We start from the raw sequence: 16195 nt of genomic DNA, 5'->3' as shown, positions 1-16195 counted from the left end.
TCGGATGCAACTTCTCCGGCACTGCGCAGATACGCGTCGTACAGCGCCGCATAAGCACCACTTTGCCCGATCAACTCGGCATGCGGCCCCTGCTCGACCACCTTCCCGTGCCGTACCACGGCAATCCGGTCCGCATCGCGAATAGTCGCCAACCGGTGCGCAATGATGATAGCCGTGCGCCCCTGGCACAGCCGGCGCAGCGCACGCTGTATGCGCCGTTCGGTGTGCACGTCCACCGCCGAGGTGGCTTCGTCCAGCACCAGCACAGCCGGGTCGGCGAGGTACGCCCGCACCAGGCACACGAGTTGGCGCTGGCCATGGCTCAGGTGCGCGCCCAGCGGGCCGACTTCGGTGTGGTAGCGCTGCGGCAGCCGTTCCAGTACCTCGTCGGCGCCCAACTCGCGGGCTGCAGCTACCAACTGCGCATCGTCGGCAGCCGGTGCCGCCAGGCGCAGGTTGTCGAGGATGCTGCCGCTGAACAGCACATTGTCCTGCAGCACCACACCCACGTTGCGCCGCAAGTCGTGCTGGGCCAGCGCACGCAGGTCGATACCGTCCAGTTTCACGGCGCCCTGCTGCACTTCGTAGAAGCGTGTCAGCAACTGCACCAGGGTGCTCTTGCCATGCCCCGAGGGGCCGACGATGGCCAGCACTTCACCGGCGCGGATATGCAGGTTCAGCCCGTCGATCACTGGCCGGGGGCTGTCCGGCACATAGGCAAAACCGACCGCGTCAAAGTCCACCTGGCCACGTGCCCTGGCCAGTGGGTGTGGCGCGGACGGGTCGAGCACTTGTGGCCGCGTGTCGAGCAGCAGGAAGATGCGCTGGGCGGATGCGCTGCCGGTGGAATAGCGTTCGAAAAGGTCCGACAGCTCCTGCAGTGGGCCAAGGAATAGGAACACATAGAACAGGCTCTCACCCACCTGGCCAACCGTAACCTTGCCCTCCGCCAGGCCATGGGCGCCGACCAGCAACAGCACGGCCATGCCGGCGGTGCTCAGCAACGCGGTGAACGGCGCGAACCAGCCCGCGCGCAGGCTGCCGCGTATCAGTGCCTGGTTGAAGTCTTCCAGCAGACGGCGATAGCGGGCCTGGTTGATCTGCTCCTGGCCGCATTGCTGAATCAGCCGCACGCCACTGACACTTTCCACCAGGTGCGCGGTGAAGCGGCTGCGTTGCTCGGCCACCTTGGCCCAGTTGCGCTGCGACACCCGCTTGAAGCGCCAGGTGGCCACGGCCAGCAGGGGTACCGTGGCCGCCAGGCTGTAGAAGAAGCCGGGTTCGATGCGCCAAAGCATCACTGCCGCCAGGCCGCAGCGTAGCAGGGCGCCCAGCAGCTCGGGCGGGCCTTGCACCAGCAAGGGCTCCAGCGCATCCACGTCACGGTCGGCACGGGCGATAATGCGCCCGGCGCGGGTCTGGTCGAAGTAGCTCACCGACAGTGCTTGCACATGGGCGAACACGTTAACCCGCAGGTTGTTGAGCACGCCGATTGCCGCACGCCCGGCAATGAACTGCGACACGCCCGCCAACAGAAAGCGCCCCAGCCAGCTGGCTGCCAGCCCCAGGCCCAGCCACAGCACCAGGCGCTCGTCGAGCAGCCAGTGGTCGGCGCTGGGCACCAGGCCCCGGTCCAGCAGTTCGCGCACGAACCACGGGCGCAGGAAAACCGTGAACACCAGCAGCAGCTCGATGCCGATCACTGCCACGATTTGCCGGCGAATGGGCCGCAGTAGCGGCAACAGGCGGTGGAACATGCCCCGGTCCAGCGCCTGGCGAGCCAGGCGTTGCTCGATGTCGATATCGCTGGCAGGGGAGTGCTGCACATCAGTCATGGTCGATCCCCAGCAGGTCGCGGTAATGGGCGTTGTGCGCGCTCAGCTCGGCATGGCTGCCGCTGGCGCTGATGCGGCCGTTTTCCAGCATCAGCACGCGGTCGGCCAACAGCAACGTGGAAAGGCGGCTGGTAATCAGCAGCAAGGTCGGGCCCTGGCTGCCTGTGCTGTGCAGGCGGCGGATGTTATGCAGCACCTGGCGTTCGCCCAGGGCATCCAGGGCGCTGGTGGCGTCGTCCAGGCAGAGGATGTCGGGCGCGCCAAGCAGTGCCCGGGCCAGGCACAGGCGTTGGCGCTGGCCGCCAGAAAGCGTCACGCCACGATCACCCAGTGGCGTGTCGAGGCCGTGGGGCAGGCGCTCCAGCACGTCCTCGGCGGCGGCCAGGCGCAACGCTTCACGCAACTGGGCGTCGCTGGCCTGCGGCGCGGCCATGCGCAGGTTGGCGGCCAGACTGTCGGAGAACAGAAAGCTTTCTTGCGGCAGCACCTGCACACGGCGGCGCAGGTCGGCCAGGTCGAGGTCGCGCACGTCGTGCCAACCGCCGGCATCGCTGCCAACCTGCACGTTGCCGCGCTGCACATCGGTCAGTCGCGGCAGCAGGCTGGCCAGCAGGCTCTTGCCGGTGCCAGTGGCGCCTACCAGTGCCACCACTTCACCGGGCCTCAGGGTAAGTGAGCAGCCTTGCAGGACAGGCCGGCCAGCTTCAACGGCACCCACTTGCACCCGGTTCAGCTTCAGCCCCAGCGGCCCGGCAGGCAGAGTTGCGTGGCCGCCAACAATGGCCGGGCGTTCGTCCAGCAGTTGCCAGATGCGTTCGGCACTGGCCCGGGCATCGGCGAAGGTCTGCATCACCCGACCAATGCCCTCGATGCGAAACACCAGCGTGGTCGCCACCAGCAGCGAGGTCACCAGCTCGCCGATGCCCAGGGCGCCGGCCGCCACGCGATGGGCGCCGTACACCAGGATCCACACATGCCCCAGCGCCACTACGGCCTGTGGCAGCGGAATACGTGAACTGGCGTAGGCGAGGGCGGCGCGGGCGTGGCCGCTAAATAAGTCGACCTGGCTGGCGAAGCGGGCGATGCGTTGTTGTTCCAGGCCAAACGCCTTGATCACCCGCACCCCGCCGATGCCTTCAGCCAGGTCCTGGCTGACCTGGTCGTAGGCGGCGGCCACGGCGCGGTCCAGCGTGACCAAGCGATCGGTCTGTATCACGAACAGCCACAGCCCGGCGCCGGTCAGCAGCAGGGGTATCAGGCCCAGCAACGGGTCATACCAGCTCAACAGGCCAACGGCAGCGACCACCACCAGCGGCGTTTCGATGATCTGCCGCCAGAAGGTGATCAGCGCGTCGCGCACCTTGTCGGCATCGCGGGTGGTGCGGGTAACCAGTTCGCCCATTCCGTGTTGCCAGTGATACCCCAGGTGCAGGCGCTGCACCTGCAGGAGGATGCGTTCACGCAGGCGCGTGAGCAGGGCCTGGCTGAGTACCAGTGACAGCACGGCGGCGGCATATTGCAGCAGGCCACGGCCCAGGGCGATGGCCAGCAGCAACCACAGCCAGTGCCAGCCCACGCTGGCGTCCAGACTACCGTCGGCCAGGCGCTGCACGGCGCGGCCGGTGCTGACATCATCGACCGCATGGCCGATCAGCCACTGCTGCCAGGCCAGGCCGAGGTTGCCGGCGATATAAAGGGCGGTGACCAAGGCGAAGCGCCAAGGCATTTGGCGGTAGATGGCCAATGCCCGAAGGAGCGGGTGGTTCATGTAGATCACTCAAAGGGGGCTGCTTCGCAGCCCATCGCAGGCAAGCCAGCGCCCACAGTGATAGCAGTGCCCTTGAGCCTGTTGCCATCCTGAGAGCATTTCCTTAGGTAGTGCTGGCCTTGGGCCTGATGTGGTCCTGTGGGAGCTGGCTTGCCGGCGATTGGGCCGCATGGGGTTTTAACGGCGAGTAGCGCCCTGGGTTTCCTTGGCATTGAGCACCGCTGTGTACTCACCCGGGTCAGCCCCGTTCAGGTAGTAGTTGCCCACGTTGTGCAGCCGCCAGCGGATCGGGTCGTGGGTGGTGTGTACCCGGGCATTGCGCCAGAAGCGGTCGAGGTTCCACTTGCTCAGCGAAGCGCTGGCCCCCAGCAGCGAAAACAGATCACTGGAAATTTTTAGCGATGCGGCATCGGAATGTGCCCGGGCCGTTGCTACCGACAAGATCAGCTCATCCTGCAGCGCCTTGTTCTCCGGGTCGCGCTCGTGGTCGTCGAACACCCGCGCGGCCTCGCGCAACACCGACTCGGCGCCGCGTAGCGCCACGGCATACTCGCCAATCTGGCGAATCACATGCGGCTCGTCACTGGCGCGTTCGACGCCGCTCTCCACCCAGGCCCGGGCATGCTCGCGCAGGTACTCGACAGCCGCCTGCAAGGCGCCCGCCGCGATGCCGGTGTCGATGGCGGCGTGGAGGATTTGCGGGAAGGTCAGGCCGGTGCGTTTCATCGGCCCGCTGCGGCGGGTGAGGTAGCGCTCGTCGAGCACGATGTCGTCGAAGTTCACTGTGCCGCTCACCGAGTTCTGCTGGCCAAAGGCCTGCCAGTCATCGACCAGGGTCAGCCCTGGGGTGTCGCGGTGCAACAGCACGCCCACGCCACCGTCTTCGCTGGCGGCGGTCAGCGAGATCCATTCGGCCAGGTAGGAACCGGTGGAGTAGAACTTGCTGCCGTTGAGCACCCACTGGCCATCGGCGCGGCGCTCGACGCGGGTTTTGAGGGCGAACTTGTTCTTGCCACCGACTTCGGCCAAGGCGTTGCCGAAGCGCTTGCCGGCCAGCACGTCGGCAATCAGCCGGTCGCGCACGTCATCCGGGTAGCCGGCAAAGATACCGCGCAGCATCACGTTGTGAATCTGCAGCAGCTGGCCGACGCCGCCGTCGGCAGTGGAGACCAGGCGTACGGTTTCGACCACAGTCTGCACCGAGGCACCCAGGCCGCCGAACTGGGCGGGTACGGCGATCGCGGTCAGGCCGCTGCTGGACAACAGCTCTGCCTGGCGGCGGGGGAGTTGGCCGTTGTTGCTTGGGTCGGCGGCCAGTTCGGCGATGTGCGCGGCGACCTGGCGGGCGGTTTCGATGGCCTCGGCTTCGCTGGTCAGGCGGCGGGCGGGGGAGGGTTCTAGTGCACTCATTGAGGGGTCTCGGTTTGTCTGATGGGGCCAGTGCGCCTGCTTCGCGGGCTTGCCCGCTCCCACAGGACCTGCACTGCCCTTGAGGGTTGTGCTGGCCCTTGTGGGAGCGGGCATGCCCGCGAATGGCCACACCGCGGTCCGAACCCCTTGAGCAATATCTTTGCCACCCCTCTGTAGGCCCCATCCTGCGTGGCTTCCAAGACTGTTTGCTGCCCCAGCAACACACGCCCTGCTGATCTGGCAGCACCCCGCCCGCAATCCTGCTCCCAGCCCAGCAAACAGCGCCCGCAACCAAAGGCAAACTCCGTGTAAATCAGGGTCTCCAGCGGTTGGCACGCACACTGCAATGCTGCCTTCACGACGCCCAAGGAGCCACCCCATGACCCTCGCAACCCCCATCGCAAAACGCCTGGCAGACGACCCGTCCGCCCTGGAGCGTATCTGGTTCACCCGCTGCCCCGTGCCCACTGCCTCAGGCATCGCTTACAAGCTCGGCTGGCTGGAGCAGGAGTTCGCTGCCGACGGCCTGCCAGTCTCGACCCTGCAGGAGGCCCGCCAGCTTGGCCACCACCATTACGATCATCAGCTGCCCGGGCTGTTTCGCGAAGGCGGCAACGTGCCGGCGTTGGCCGCCCGTGCGGCCGGCTCGCCCAGCCGGTTGATCGGCCTGACCTGGATCGAGGAATGGCAGACCATTCTGGTCCGCCCGGATTCCGGCATTCGCAGCGCCGCCGACCTGCGTGGCAAGCGCCTGGCGCTGCCGGCCTGGGGCGATACCCGGCCTGGCAGCATTGCCCGTGCCATGAGCCTGCATGGGTACAAAGGCGCGCTGGCTTCGGCAGGCTTGCACCTGGATGACGTGCAACTGGTAGAGGTAGCGCTGCTCGACCAGGCCGGGGCCGCCACCCCGCAACTGGGCCTGCAACGGCTGTGGTCGGGGCTTGAGTACCTGGCACGCGGTGAAGTCGATGCGGTGTACGTGAAGGGCGCGGCCGCTGCCGATGCCGCGCGCCGGCTGGGGCTGGTGGTCGGCGTCGACCTCGACCTGCTGCCCGACCCGCGCCACCGCATCAACAACGGCACGCCGCGGCCAATCACCGTACACCAGCGCCTGCTCGACAACCATTTCGACCTGGTGGTGCGTTTCCTTGCACAAACGCTGCGTGCCGCCGAGTGGGCAGCCGGCAACCGCGCCGCGCTCAACAGCATCCTCGAAGAAGAAACCCGCGCCGGCAGCCAAGGCGTAGCCGAGGCCTATCGCGGCGACTTCCACACCACCCTGGCCCCGGACCTGTCCGCGCAACGCCTGGCCTTCCTCGGCACGCAAAAGGATTTTCTGTACCTGCACGGCTTCCTCGAAGCCGATTTCGACATCGTCGACTGGGTCGACCCGCGGCCTCTGCAAGCTGCCCATGAACTGCTGGCCCAGCGCCGCGCCTGACCTGACTGGAGATTGAACATGACCGTACTGATCAACGAACGCCCCGTCACTGCCGAACTGCAAGCCTTCATCGACCAGGTGGTGGCCGAAGCCGAAGCGGCCTTCAGCGTATTTCGCGAAACCAACACCATCACCGCCAATGGCACCGTCGGCTTCATCGAGCGCGTGCCCGGTGAAGAGCTGCTGGTATCGGTGAACTACGGCGGGCCATGGAACCACCGCAAGCCGTTGCAGGCGACCGTCACTGATTTTTCCGGCAACGTCATCGTCGGCAAGGGCAAAGGTGGCCTGGGCCGCTACACCAAGCTTTTCCAGACCCATGCCGATGTCACCACCGTGTCACACGTGCACAGCCCGTACCTGGGTGCCTGGGCGCAAACCCACCGCACCTTGCCGTTCCACTACGTGCCGGTGCAGCGCTACCAGCTGGCCCGCGAGTTGCCGGTGTACATCGACCGGCGTCAGGCCGAGGTGGATTTCATCCTCGACAAAATTGCCGAGAACCCGTTCAACCTGGCGATCCTGGAAGCCAACGGCGGCTCCACCGTGTGGGGCAAGCAGGGGTTGCGCGCCACGGCGGAGTTCATCCTGTTGCTGGAAGAGGGGGCGCAAATTCAATTGCTGGCTGATGCCTTGGGTGGGTCGCGCCCTTACGGGCCAGGAGTGCTGACCCAGCAGTGGAAGATGAGCGGGTTGTATGAGCGCGCAACCGAGTTGGGCCTGGTGCCAGGCATCGACCGGCGCGGCTGATCTTTGGGGCGCTGTGCGCCCCTGCACTCCACCCCAAGATAAGGACCCCACCCAATGGCAGTAAAAATCCTCTGGTACCTCACCACCCCCGACGGCCCCTATCCCTGGGAACCCGAAGGCCGCTGGCACACCGATTTCGAACACCTCAAGCAACTGGCCATCGCCGCCGACCGCCTGGGCTTCTACGGCTCGCTGCTCGGTTCCAGCCCTAACGAAAGCCTGGCCGTGTCGGCAGCGTTGATCGACGCCACCAAGCGCCTGCGCTTCCTGGTCGCCCAGCACCCCGGCGAGCTGTCGCCGGCAGTGCTGGCCAAGTGGGCGCTCACCTTCGACCAGTTTTCCAACGGCCGCCTGCTATTCAACGTGGTCAACGGCAACGACGCAGGGTTAGCTACCCTGGGCGTGCATTACCCGCACGATGAACGCTACGATTTCAGCCTGGAGTACTGGCGCGCCTTCCAGGGTTTCTACGCAGGTGAAACTGCCGGTTACGATGGCCGCTACGTCAAGCTGTCACCACGCTCGCCAGCCGCTGCCCGTCACCCGCTGGGCGGTTGGCACCCACCGAAGCAAAAGCCCGGCGTACCGTTGTGGGGCGCAGGTACCTCGGCACCGGGCGTAGCCCACTCGGTGCAATTGCTGGATGTGTACCTGAGCTTCGCCGACACCCCGCAAAAGCTGGGCGACAAGTTCCGCCGGGTAGGTGCCGAGGCGGCGAAGATCGGCCGCGAGCTGACCTACGGCACCCGCCTGCAGGTGATCGTGCGCGAGACCGAGGAAGAAGCCTGGGCCCACGCGGAGCGCCTGTTGCAACGCACCTCGCTGGCCACCGCGCGCGCGGCCATCGAACGCCAGTTGCCTCCCGGCCAGACCTTCGACAGCTATGTGAGCGACGACCCGCGCATCCAACGCAACCTCGACAGCATCCGCGCCGGGCGCCTGCCCACGGCCCGCGAGCTGGAGATCTACCCCAACGTCTGGCTGGGCCCCAGCCTGTTCGGCTTCAACCTGCTCGGCCCGGCTGCCGGCACTTACCTGGTCGGCAGCGCCGCGCAGGTCGCTGAGCGCATCCGCGAGTACGAAGCCCAGGGCACGTCGGCGTTCATCCTGTCGGGCTTCCCGCTGATCGACGAGGCGCACCGGGTGGCCGACCTGCTGTTCCCGTTGCTGGACCTGGACCACGGCTTCGACGTACCGCGCCTGGGCGCGGCGAGCAAGCCGGTCGTGGCGCAACCGGCATAAGGAGAGGGTGATGAGCGAGCTGTTTTCGCGCCGGGTGTTTCTCGGCAACAGCCTGGCCGTCGGTGGCGGCCTGCTGCTCGGCGGCGGGCTGCTCAGCGGGTGCGACAGTGGCGTGCCGGCAGCCACCAGTGCGGCGTTGCCGGGCACGCCGGTGCGCGGTGGGCGCTTGCGCGTGGGTATTATCGACGGCGACCAGGCCGGCAACCTCGATGCGCACAAGCCGGTGGGCGGTGGCATCATTCGAGGTTGGGCGCTGTACGCCAAGTTCTGGGAATGGAATGCCGATGTCAGCACGCGCCTGGCACTGGCCGAGTTCGCCGAGCCGAATGCCGATGCCAGCGCCTGGACCATCCGCCTCAAGCCGGGGCTGGAGTTCCATCACGGCAAAAGCATCACTGCCGACGACATGCTGTTCTCGATCCTGCGCCTGACCAACCCGCAATTGGCATCGCCATTCGCCGGGCTGGTCGGCTCCATCGATCGCCAGGCCCTGCGCAAGCTGGACGAGCGCACTATAGAGATCCGTTTTAAACAGGGCCAAAGCTTCTACCCACTGGATGAAACGCTGATCAGCTTCGGCGGCATCGTGCCCACCGACTACCACCCGGTCAACAACCCGGTGGGCGCGGGGCCGTACCGGCTGAAAAGTTTCATCCCCGGCCAGCGCTCGCTCTACACTCGCTTTGAGAACTACTACAAGCCCAACCGCCCCTATGCGGACGAGCTGGAAATCATCGAATTCAAAGACCAGGTATCGCGTGCCGCCGCCCTGCGCGCCGGGCAGATCGACGTGGCCAGTGGCGTGCAGGCCGAGCACAGTGCGTTGCTCAAGGCCGACCCACGGCTGCGCCTGTATGCCTCGCCGACCACCTCGTTCACCTGCTTCAACCTGAACCTGGCCAAGGCACCGTTCCAGGATGTGCGTGTGCGCCAGGCGTTCCGCCTGCTGGCTGACCGCCAGGAGCTGGTGGCGCGTGGGCTCAATGGCTTTGGCCGGGTGGCCAACGACCTGTATTCGCCCCACGATCCCACCTACAACCACGGTATTGCCCAGCGCCCGTACGACCTCGACCAGGCCCGTTCCCTGCTGCGCCAGGCCGGGCAGCAGGACTTGCGCGTCGAACTCACCACCACGCCAGGCCCCGGCGTAAACGCTGCGCTGGTGTTTGCCCAGCAGGCGCTGAAGGCCGGGGTGCAAGTGAAGGTCAATCAGGTGGACGGGTCTGTCTTCAACGGCCCGCAACGTGAGCAATGGCAACTGTCGCCAGGCTCGACCCCGGCGCGCGGTTTTCTTGCCTCGGCGCTGCACAACGATGCGCCGCAGGCCATCTATAACCGCAGTAACTTCCATGATCCGCGCTTTACCGAACTCTACCAACAGGCCCTGGCCCAGCCCGACCTGGCGCAGCGCAAGGCCTTGGTGCATGAAGCGCAGGCCATCCAGCACGAACGTGGCGGGCTGCTGATCTGGGGCTTTTCCGACGTGCTCGATGCCGCGTCGGCCAAGGTGGGTGGCCTCACCCCGGAACAGACCACTTTTGCCTCCTGGCGCTTCGACGAACTCTGGTTGAACCCCAATGCCTGATACTCGACACACGCCCCGCACACCGGCCTGGCTGGCCTGGTTCATCGGCCGCCTCGGTTACGGGTTGCTGACGGCCTGGGTGATCAGCCTGGTGGTGTTCATTGCCACCCAGGCCCTGCCTTCCGACCCGGCGCGGGTGATCCTTGGCCCGGATGCGCCGCTGGAAAGCATCCTCACCCTGCAGCGCCAGCTGGGCCTCGACCAGCCGATCCTGGTGCAGTACCTGCGCTGGTTGTGCGCTGCGCTACGCGGGGACCTGGGGGTATCGCTGGATTCCCAGGTCCCGGTGGCGCAGCTGTTGTTCGGCCGCTTGGGCCACACCCTGGCCTTATTGGCCGGGGTGCTGGCGCTGGTGGTGCCGGTGGCCCTGTTGCTGGGCGTGAGCCTGGCCCTGCGCCGCGACAGCCGGCTGGACCGCTGGAGCCTGTCGGCGTTGATCCTGCTCAAGGCCACACCGGGCTTTCTGTTGGCCATCGGCCTGGTGCTGCTGTTCTCCATGCCAGGCATGGGCTGGTTGCCGGCGGTATCGATCCTCGACCCGCAGCTGCCGTTGTGGCGGCAGTGGCCGTCGCTGGTGCTGCCGGTGCTGGCCCTGAGCCTGACGGCACTGCCGTACCTCACGCGCATGGTGCGCGCTTCGATGATCGAGGCGCTGGAGTCCGAGTATGTGATTGCCGCGCGCCTGCGCGGTATCCCCGAGCGGCGCATTGTCTGGCGGCATACGTTACCCAATGCCCTGACCCCGGCCATTCAAGGCGTGGCGCTGACCCTGCGCACGCTGGTCGGTGGTGCGCTGCTGGCCGAGGTCATTTTCAGTTTCCCGGGCATTGGCACCGCGCTGAACGCGGCGATCCAGATGCGCGACCTGCCGATGATCCAGGGCGTGGTGCTGGTCATCACCCTGGCGGTGGTGCTGATCAACCTGCTGGCCGACCTGCTGACGGTATTGCTCACCCCCAAGCTGCGCACTGCACGCCGGGTGCGGATGATCCGCCGTGTCCGGCGTGGTATCCGCCCGTGGTGGCGCCGTGCACGCAGCACCCTGGCCCAGGAGGCGACCCATGATTGAATCGCGTTGGCTGGCCGACCCGCAGGTGCGGCGCGGCGCAGTGATCACGTTGCTGGTGGCACTGCTGGCAGCACTCGGCCCTTGGCTGGTGCCGCATGCGCCCACGGCAATGGTTGGGCCGGTGTATGGCCCGCCAGCTGCCGGGGCACCGCTGGGGCATGATTTTCTGGGCCATGACCTGCTGTCGCGGTTGCTCAGTGGCGGCCTGTCGGTGTTGTGGATGTCGGTGGCGGCGGCCACCCTCGCGTTACTGGTCGGCGGTAGCCTGGGCCTGTTGGCCGGGTTCTCGCGCAGGCGCCTGGACCAGGCCATCAGCTGGGCGGCCGACGTGTCGCTGGCGTTCCCGGACCTGATCCTGGTGCTGCTGATCGTGTCCATGCTCGGCCGGGCGCCGTGGCTGATCGTGTTGACCGTGGCCATCGCCTTCACCCCCGGCGTCATCCGCCTGGCCCGTGGCAGCGCGGTGGCGGTGGCGGGGCAGGAGTTCGTCGAGGCGGCGCAGATGATGGGTTACCCACGTTGGCGCATCCTCTTTCAGGAAATCCTGCCGAACATCCTCACGCCGCTGTTGGTGCACTTCGGCAACATGCTCACCTGGGCGGTGGGCATGCTGTCGGGCCTGAGTTTCCTGGGCTACGGGGTGGCGCCGCCTGCTGCGGACTGGGGCCTGATGATCAACGAAAACCAGGCAGGCCTGCTGGTACAGCCCTGGGCCGTACTGGCACCTGCCTTGCTCATCGGGGTGTTTGCCTATGGCACCAACATCCTGGCCGAAGGCATTGGCCGGGCCAGCGCACGGATAGGGGAGAAGCAGCCATGAACGTGCCGTTGAATGTTGCGAGTGAAGTGTTGCGGGTCAGTGACCTGCGCGTAGAACTGGCCGGGCAGGTCGATGTGCTGGCCGAAGTTTCTTTCAGCCTGGCGGCTGGGGAAATCGTTGGCCTGGTGGGCGAGTCCGGCTCGGGCAAGACCACGTTGGCCACCGCCTTGCTGCGCCATGCCCGGCAGGGGGCACGCATTGTGGGTGGGCAAGTAGTGGTGGCCGGGCAATCGCTGCTCGAACTGGAAGGTGAGGCGTTGCGCCTGGCCCGTGGCGGGTTGGTCGGTTACGTGGCCCAGGACCCGGCCACGGCGCTTAACCCCGCGCTGCGCATCGGTGCCTTGCTGGGTGAGACCCTGCTGGCGCATCAGCCTGCACTGTCGCGTGACGCCGTGCGCTTGCGTGTCGGCGAAACATTGCGGGATGTGGGCTTGCCCGATGAGGACGCCTTCCTGCGGCGTTTCCCGCATCAACTGTCTGGCGGGCAGCAACAGCGGGTCATGCTGGCCCTTGCGTTCGTCTTGAAACCGAAGCTGATCGTGCTTGATGAGCCCACCACCGCGCTGGACGTGACCACCCAGGCCCATGTGCTGCAAACCCTCAAGCGTCTGTGCCGTGGCCAGGGCGTGGCGGCACTGTACGTGACCCATGACCTGGCAGTGGTGCGTGACCTGGTCGACCGGGTGATGGTGATGTACGCCGGGCGGTTGGTGGAAGTGGCCGGGCGCGAGGTGCTGTTCCGCACGGCTGCGCACCCCTACACCCGCGCCTTGCTCGCCGCGATTCCCGACATAGCCCGGCGCCAGCCGTTGCAAGCGATTGCCGGGCATGCACCGGCACCCGGGCAGCGCCCGGATGGCTGTGCATTTGCGCCGCGCTGCGGCCGGCGCCGTGCCGAGTGTTCAGTGATTGCGCCGTCGCTACTGGCGCATGCAGACAGCCATCAGGTGGCGTGCCTGGTGCCAGCGCACGCACATGCGGCCGTGGGTGAGGTGCAGGCCGAAGCGCTGGCCGCCCCCGGCGACGTGCTGCTGGAGGTGCAGGGTCTGGATGTCGCCTATGACCGCCAGGTGCTGTTCGATGTGTCGCTGCAGGTGCGCCAGGGTGAATGCCTGGCATTGGTCGGTGAGTCCGGCTCGGGCAAGACCAGCCTGGCCCGAGCCATTGCCGGGCTGGGCGAGAACGCGCAGGGGCAAATGCGCTATGCCGGGAAACCCTTGGCTTTCGCTGCCCGGCAGCGTGATGCACGGTTGCGGCACCAGGTTCAGTATGTGTTCCAAAACCCTTACCGTGCACTCAACCCACGGCAGACGGTGGGACAAACCTTGAGTGCGCCCTTGGCGCACTTTTTTGGCGTGCGGGGTGCCGAGGCCCGGCAGCGGGTCGAAGCCGTGTTGTCGCGGGTGTCATTGCCGGCGCGAGTAGCCGACCTTTACCCGCAGGGGCTTTCCGGCGGCGAGCGTCAGCGCGTGGCGATTGCCCGGGCGTTGATTTGTGAACCGAAGTTGCTGGTGTGTGACGAGATTACCTCGGCGCTGGATGTGTCGGTGCAGGCCTCGATTCTGGCCTTGCTGCGGCGCTTGCAGGGCGAGGGGCTGACGTTGCTGTTCGTGACCCACGACCTGGGCGTGGTACGGGCGATAGCCGACCGCGTGCTGGTGTTGCGCCAGGGGCGGGTGGTGGAGCAGGGCAGTGCCGGGCAGGTGCTGGAGCGGCCGGCGGACGCCTATACCCGCAACCTGGTGGCGCACTCGCCGAGCCTTGCCCGGTTTTGATGGTGGTTTGTCTGAAGAAGTTTGGCGCCTGGTGAGATCGAGCGCCACCCGCGCGGCGCTCGATCTCCCAGACAACAAACCTCTAAAACTGATAGTCCACCTGCGCCAACAAGGTCCGCCCCGGCATCGGTTGCAGGAAGGTGTTGGTAGAGCCGGCCAGGCCACTGACGAAATTCAGCTCGTCGGTGACGTTGAGCATGCGCACCGTCACGCCCCATTGCGGCTGGCGGTAGTAAACGGCGAGGTCAAGGTTGTATTCGTCCGGCACTTTCACCGTCTTGCTCAGGTTCAGGTACCAGCTGCTGGTCCACCACCCCGACAATTCCACACCAAACCCTGAATCGAAGCGGTAGTCGACATAGCCGCCTGCGTTGTATTCGGGGATCTGCACCGCATCGAACTTGCCGGATGGCCGCTGGTTGAGGCTGTTGTTGTCGCCGAATACCGTGCCGTTGTCGGGGATGAACCCGGCCGAGGCGAACCCGGCCTGACTGGTGAACTCGTTGTAGGCGCTGATGCGGCTGAGGTTAAGGCCACCCCGCAGGTGCTGGTCCTGGTAGCGCAGCGTTGCCTCCCAGCCTTTGACGATCAACCGGGCGATGTTGTTGTTGCTGTCCGGCGACTGGTCGCGGGCCTGCTTGTAGGCAGCGAGGGTGAGGAACAGCTGGTCGGGCACGGCCTCCACTTTCAAACCCACCTCATGCAACACGCTCAGGCTCTCGAAGGCCAGCGGGTTGAGCTGGTTGGCCCCCGTGCCGCTGCCCCAGCCCAGGCCGTTGGTGAAGAAGCCGGTGTTAACCGCCAGCGAGCGGTCGAAGGTGTAGTACAGCGTGCTGTTTTCCGTGGGTTTGACATAGGGGCTGACCTGCACCGAGAACAGCCGGTAGTTGTCCGAGTCCTTGCGTGGGTTGCCGCCGGGCAGCACGAAGGGGTTTTCGATACGGGCATCGATCCAGCTGCGGCTGGCGCCCACGTTCAGGCCCACGCGCTCGCCCAGGCGCAGGTTGTGCTGGCTGAACAGGGTCTTGGTGGTCCAGGTGCTGTCGGCGGTGTACGGCGCCACCGACTCGGCATACAGGCCATGCCCGGCCGGGTACATGGCCGGCAGGTTGAGCCAGCCGTAGTAGCTGGAGAACTGCGGCACGCCGGGTTGGCCGATCCACGCAGCGTTGCCGCCTGCGGGGTTGCGGCCGGTGAGCCCGAGCAGGTCACCTGGGTTTTTCAAGGTGGGGTCGAGGGTCAGGTCATAGGCGTTGATGGTGCTGCCGAAGCTGTTATTGGCGGCGATCGACTCGTTGCGCTCGCGGCGGTAGATCAGCCCGGTATTGCTGTCGTCGACCAGGGTCAGGTCGCCCAGCTGCCACTGGCCACGGGCGCGGAACTCGAAGCGGTTGTCGAAGATATCGTCCTTGCCTTGCACCTGAAACGCACCCACGGCATCGGTTGTGTCGGTGGAGTGCTGGTAAAAGGTGCTGTTGGCCAGGGTGATCGACGGGGTCAGGTCACCTTCGACGCGCAGTTGCGTGGTAAAGCGCCGTGAGCGGTTTTCATCCTGTGCACGCTGGCCAGTTTGTGACGACAACGAGGTCAGGCCATTGCCTGCCAACGACGGGTCGTAGACCCAGCCGCGCAGGCTGCCGGGGTTGTCCTGGGTATTGGGCGAAGCGCCCTGAAAGCTGCCGTCCACCACTGCGTACTGGCCCTGGGCATTGCGCTGGCGTTGCACCCAGCCGAGCACCTGGGCGTCGGCTGCGCCCGAGGACAGCACCGGCGACCACAGGGTGTTGCCGTTCTGGATGATCGGCGTGGCGTGGCCGGCGTAGTACTTGCCGTGGTCGACCAGGTCCTGGGTGGCGCGGTTCCAGCCGTGGGTGATGTTGTAGTCGTAGTAGTCGTCGTAGGCGGCATTCCAGTCCACCCGCACGTTGTCGTTGCGCCAGGCCAACGCGCCGTAGAAGGCGTCGAAGTTGTTCTCGACGTTGTCGTAGAAGTCTTCCTGGCGCTGGCGGGTGATGCTGACCCGGTAGGCCAGGTTGTCCGTGAGCGGGCCGGTGTTGTCGATGCTGAATTTGGTGGCATCGCGTGATTCGCCATCGGGGATCCAGCTGCCGATCTCACCGCTGATCTTGGTGCGGAATCGGTTGAAGTCGGGTTTCTTGCTGAGGTAGTTGACGTAGCCGCCACTGCCGCTGACCGATCCATAGATCACCGACGACGGCCCGGCGACGATGTCGGCGCCTTCGTAGGCGTTGAAGTTGGCGGGGTGGCGAACCCCGTAGGCGCGCTGGCCGTCCTGGAACACCTCGGTGTTCTGCCCGCGCATCTGCGGTGCGATCCCGGCGTTCTGGCCACCGCCTCGGGTGATGCCGGGGGCGTATTTGACCAGGTCGTCGGAACTGCGGATGGGGTCGTTGGCCAGCTGTTCGGCGTTGATCTGGGTGACCGAGCGCGGGGTGTCGAGCACCTTGGCTTCCAGGCCGCCATAGATCGAAGTGGGCGG

At 66.2% G+C, this 16195-nt stretch carries 11 protein-coding genes; 7 read left to right on the top strand and 4 right to left on the bottom strand.

Annotated elements, in window-relative coordinates; genetic code table 11:
- The 3 genes from APH36_RS08170 to APH36_RS08160 form a co-directional block, all read right to left on the bottom strand.
- The coding region (locus APH36_RS08170) for an ABC transporter ATP-binding protein (protein WP_060498216.1) at positions 1 to 1835 on the bottom strand (1835 nt) is incomplete at its 3' end.
- A complete protein-coding gene (locus APH36_RS08165) occupies positions 1828 to 3603 on the bottom strand; it encodes an ABC transporter ATP-binding protein (protein ID WP_060498215.1) in 1776 nt (591 codons plus the stop codon). The genes APH36_RS08165 and APH36_RS08170, both read right to left, overlap by 8 nt.
- Positions 3604 to 3780: 177 nt before the next feature.
- Positions 3781 to 5013: an acyl-CoA dehydrogenase family protein gene (locus APH36_RS08160; protein ID WP_060498214.1), complete on the bottom strand. Its 1233-nt coding sequence runs from the start codon at positions 5011 to 5013 to the stop codon at positions 3781 to 3783.
- Positions 5014 to 5392: 379 nt separating this feature from the next.
- On the opposite strand from APH36_RS08160, the gene APH36_RS08155 reads away from it, so the two are divergent.
- The 7 genes from APH36_RS08155 to APH36_RS08125 are packed head-to-tail and all read left to right on the top strand — an operon-like array spanning position 5393 to position 13695.
- On the top strand, positions 5393 to 6454 hold the full coding sequence (locus APH36_RS08155; protein ID WP_060498213.1) for an ABC transporter substrate-binding protein: 1062 nt from the start codon (positions 5393 to 5395) through the stop codon (positions 6452 to 6454).
- Between the two features lie 18 nt (positions 6455 to 6472).
- Positions 6473 to 7204, top strand: a complete 732-nt coding sequence (locus tag APH36_RS08150; protein ID WP_060498212.1) for a class II aldolase/adducin family protein — start codon at positions 6473 to 6475, stop codon at positions 7202 to 7204.
- Between the two features lie 54 nt (positions 7205 to 7258).
- Entirely contained in the window at positions 7259 to 8446 is a 1188-nt protein-coding gene (locus tag APH36_RS08145) for an LLM class flavin-dependent oxidoreductase (RefSeq protein WP_060498211.1), read from the top strand.
- A 10-nt stretch (positions 8447 to 8456) separates the two neighbouring features.
- The gene (locus tag APH36_RS08140; protein ID WP_060498210.1) at positions 8457 to 10031 is read left to right on the top strand and encodes an ABC transporter substrate-binding protein; all 1575 of its coding nucleotides are present in this window, start codon (positions 8457 to 8459) and stop codon (positions 10029 to 10031) included.
- Positions 10024 to 11100, top strand: a complete 1077-nt coding sequence (locus APH36_RS08135; RefSeq protein ID WP_060498209.1) for an ABC transporter permease — start codon at positions 10024 to 10026, stop codon at positions 11098 to 11100. Before APH36_RS08140 ends, APH36_RS08135 begins: the two co-directional genes overlap by 8 nt.
- Positions 11093 to 11920 carry an ABC transporter permease gene (locus APH36_RS08130; RefSeq protein WP_060498208.1) on the top strand — a complete coding sequence of 276 codons (828 nt, stop codon included), beginning with the start codon at positions 11093 to 11095 and terminating at the stop codon, positions 11918 to 11920. Before APH36_RS08135 ends, APH36_RS08130 begins: the two co-directional genes overlap by 8 nt.
- Positions 11917 to 13695, top strand: coding sequence for an ABC transporter ATP-binding protein (locus APH36_RS08125; protein WP_060498207.1), 1779 nt, complete (start codon positions 11917 to 11919; stop codon positions 13693 to 13695). Before APH36_RS08130 ends, APH36_RS08125 begins: the two co-directional genes overlap by 4 nt.
- Before the next feature lie 82 nt (positions 13696 to 13777).
- Here APH36_RS08125 and APH36_RS08120 read toward each other — a convergent pair.
- Positions 13778 to 16195 (bottom strand): TonB-dependent siderophore receptor (locus tag APH36_RS08120; protein ID WP_060498206.1); only part of this gene is annotated, 2418 nt, incomplete at its 5' end.

The sequence above is a fragment of the Pseudomonas sp. NBRC 111133 genome, from assembly GCF_001320605.1.
GTDB classification, from domain to species: domain Bacteria; phylum Pseudomonadota; class Gammaproteobacteria; order Pseudomonadales; family Pseudomonadaceae; genus Aquipseudomonas; species Aquipseudomonas monteilii.
The sequence above is the reverse complement of the archived record's forward strand: the minus strand, read 5'-3'. Positions and strand labels throughout refer to the sequence as shown.